General features: G+C 62.2%; 4 protein-coding genes. 3 read left to right on the top strand and 1 reads right to left on the bottom strand.

Annotated elements, in window-relative coordinates:
- The 3 genes from recO to L0H65_RS17060 form a co-directional block, all read left to right on the top strand.
- A partial coding sequence (recO, locus tag L0H65_RS17070; RefSeq protein ID WP_301460427.1) for a DNA repair protein RecO occupies window positions 1–602 on the top strand: 602 nt, incomplete at its 5' end.
- The gene (locus L0H65_RS17065) at window positions 599–1,201 is read left to right on the top strand and encodes an NAD(P)H-dependent oxidoreductase (protein ID WP_301460426.1); all 603 of its coding nucleotides are present in this window, start codon (window positions 599–601) and stop codon (window positions 1,199–1,201) included. The genes recO and L0H65_RS17065, both read left to right, overlap by 4 nt.
- A gap of 120 nt (window positions 1,202–1,321) precedes the next feature.
- Complete coding sequence (locus tag L0H65_RS17060) at window positions 1,322–2,551, top strand: MFS transporter (RefSeq protein ID WP_301460425.1); 1,230 nt, start codon at window positions 1,322–1,324, stop codon at window positions 2,549–2,551.
- Between the two features lies 1 nt (window position 2,552).
- Here the strand turns inward: L0H65_RS17060 and L0H65_RS17055 are convergent.
- On the bottom strand, window positions 2,553–3,202 hold a 650-nt coding region (locus L0H65_RS17055), incomplete at its 5' end, for an acyl-CoA dehydrogenase family protein (RefSeq protein ID WP_301460424.1).

Below are 3,202 nucleotides of genomic sequence, written 5' to 3'. Positions count from 1 at the left end.
CGCGCAGGATGGGGGCTGTGATGCAACCGGGGACGCAGTTGGCGGTGAGATGGCGCGCGCGGTTGGAAGATCATATCGGCAGCTTCTCCGTCGAGCCGTTGCTGTCGCGCGCCGGTGTGTTGGGCGACCGTCTGGCATTGGCAGGGTTAACCGCGATCTGCGCAATGTTGCGCGTGGCGCTGCCAGAGCGCGAGGCGCATGAGCCGCTATGGCGGGCAACGATGGCGCTGCTTGCGGCGCTGGAGCATGATCCGCAGTGGCCGTCGTTGTATCTGCGCTGGGAGATGACCTTGCTGGAGGAGTTGGGCTTTGGTCTCGACCTGAGCCGCTGCGCGGTCACCGGCGCGCGCGATGATCTGGCGTTCGTCAGCCCGAAAACCGGGCGCGCGGTCAGTCGCTTGGGCGCGGGAGATTGGGCGGACCGGTTGTTGCCGCTTCCGGCATGTTTGATGGGGCAAGGTAGCGCGCGTGCCGAGGAATTGATGCAGGGGCTTGCCGTCACCGGCCATTTCCTCGGGCGGGAACTGGCACCGATGACGGGAAACCGACCGCTGCCGGAGGCGCGTGTGCGTTTGATGGCATTGTTGGAGAAACACAAATGAACCAAGGCGCGGCGGGACTGGTCATTATCGGCCATCCGGCGAAAAGCAGCTTCAACCACGCGCTGGCGCAGCGGGTAGTTGACGTGTGGCTGCGCGCGGGGCTGAAGGTCACGCGGTTTGATTTGGCGGCGGAAGGGTTCGCCCCCTGCCTGTCGCCGCAGGAGGCACGAGGTCTGCCAAGTGATGAGCCGGCGATCCGCGCCCATATTGCTGCATTGACGGGGGCGGACCATCTCGCCGTCGTGCATCCGGTGATGTGGGGCATGCCGCCTGCGGTGGTCAAAGGCTGGATTGACCGGGTTTTCGCGTTGCACGAAGCCTACACCTTCCCCGACGGCGCCGCCGAGGGGTTGGAGGCGATTGGCCTGTTGCGGCTGAAAACCGCTTTGATCCTCAACACATCCAATACCCCGCCGCTGCGAGAGGCGGAACGGTTTGGCGACCCGCTTCACCGCATCTGGCGCGACTGCATTCTGGGCTATTGCAGTGCTGCGCGGATGGAGCGGCGCTGTTTTGCGCCACTTGTCCCCAGTGAGGCTGCCACCCGCGCCGCATGGCTTGATGAGGCCAGCGCCCTGGCCCGAACTGCGCTGACATGAGGTTGCGATACCAAATGCGGCACGGGTTGTCGTTTCTGACCCAAGCTGTCGCGGCTGGCCTAGACGCGCGCCGGGTCGGACGTGCAGATGGGCAGATGAGGTTTCGCGCCAGAGGATGTCATGGCCAATAAATATGTGCCTGTCTTGCTGCGCCACAGCCCTGTCCCGAAAGTGCGGGATTTCGCGTTGCTTGCAGGCCTCGATGCGTCGGTTCGCGGGACGTTGATCTCGGTCATGCCGCTGACTGTTTACGACGCGCTGGGGAGCGCGGAGTCGGTCAGTCAGGTCTATTTCCTCGCCGGGCTTGCCTCATTGATCTTTGGATTGATGGTGCCTTGGGCGACGCGCCTTGTACCGAGGCGCTGGATGTACACGTTGGGGACGCTGTTCTATGTCCTTGGCGCACTGCTGGCGATCAAGGGTGGGCCGATCGCGGTGCCGTTTGCGCTGCTGTGCAACGCCATTGCAACCGCCACCACATTCGTTTGCTTCAATGCCTATGTGCTGGATTATATCGAGCGTACCAACCTGGGAAAGGCGCAATCCACGAATATGCTTTATGCGGCGGCCCCTTGGGCTATCGGCCCGCTGTTCGGGGTGTGGCTGCGGGAGCTGTGGCAGCCCTTGCCGTTCATTGTCGCTGGCGTTCTGGGCAGTGTGCTGCTGATCACCTTCTGGATTTTGCGGCTGGGCAATGGAAAGCAAATCAGCCGCGCGCATCGGCCCGCGACCAACCCACTCGCGTTTCTGGGGCGATTTCTGCAACAGCCACGGCTGATCGCGGGCTGGCTGTTCGCGGTCGTGCGATCCTGCGGTTGGTGGGTTTATGTCGTCTATCTACCGATCTTTTGTATCGAGAGTGGGTTGGGCGACAAGGTGGGCGGAGTCGCGCTTTCCGCCTCCAACACTCTGCTGTTTTCGACGCCTCTGATGTTGCGGGCGGTGAACCGGTTGACCGTGCGCCGTTCGGTGCGGGGTGCTTTTGCGCTTTGCGGGATAGCTTTCCTGCTGTCCGCCTTTGCCTTCGGCCTGCCCTGGTTCAGCGTCGCGTTCATGATGTGTGGGTCGGTGATGCTGGTCGTGCTGGATGTGGTCGGCGGTCTGCCGTTCCTGATGGCCGTGAAGCCATCGGAGCGAACGGAAATGGCGGCGATCTATTCCAGCTTCCGCGATGTGTCGGGTATTGTCACCCCTGGCACTGCCTGGCTTGTGCTTCTGGTGGCGCCCCTGCCGGGGGTGTTTGCCATGGCCGGGCTTGCGATGGGGGCTTGCGTGCTGATTGCGGGCAAGCTGCATCCCCGGCTTGGCAGTTCGCGCCCGTCACACGGTCGCGTGCTGCCAGGGGAGTGAGTCAATCCAGCAAGCGCCGGGCGATCACCTGCGCTTGAATCTCTGCCGCGCCTTCAAAGATGTTCAGAATCCGCGCATCGCAAAGAATCCGGCTGATCTGATATTCCAGCGCAAAGCCATTGCCGCCGTGGATTTGAAGCGCGTTATCCGCCGCAGCCCAAGCCACGCGCGCGCCCAGAAGTTTTGCCATTCCCGCCTCCAGATCGCAGCGTTTGTCATGGTCTTTCTGCCATGCGGCGTAATAGGTCAACTGCCGCGCGATCATGATCTCCACCGCCATCATTGCCAGCTTTCCGGACACGCGCGGAAAGGCAATCAGACTTTTGCCGAATTGCTTGCGGTCAATCGCGTATTGCATGCCTACTTCCAAGGCGTTCTGCGCCACGCCAATGGCGCGCGCCGCCGTTTGGATGCGGGCGGATTCGAATGTCTGCATCAGTTGTTTGAAGCCTTGCCCCGGCACACCGCCCAGAAGATTTTCACCCTTCACTTTGAAGCCGTCAAACGCCAGTTCATATTCCTTCATCCCGCGATAGCCCAGAACCTCAATCTCGCTGCCCGACATGCCGGGGGTCGGGAAGGGGGCTTCATCGGTGCCGGGGGTTTTTTCCGCCAGAAACATCGACAACCCGCGATAGTCGGTGGTGTCAG

This window comes from Pseudorhodobacter sp. (genome assembly GCF_030452865.1).
GTDB lineage: Bacteria > Pseudomonadota > Alphaproteobacteria > Rhodobacterales > Rhodobacteraceae > Pseudorhodobacter.
Note: the sequence above shows the minus strand (reverse complement) of the source record. Positions and strands in the feature narration are given on the sequence as shown.

Excerpts from the sequence above, each read along its gene's own strand:
- L0H65_RS17065 (WP_301460426.1), top strand. The coding sequence starts at position 599 with ATGAACCAAGGCGCGGCGGGACTGGTCATTATCGGCCATCCGGCGAAA.
- L0H65_RS17060 (WP_301460425.1), top strand. The coding sequence starts at position 1,322 with ATGGCCAATAAATATGTGCCTGTCTTGCTGCGCCACAGCCCTGTCCCG.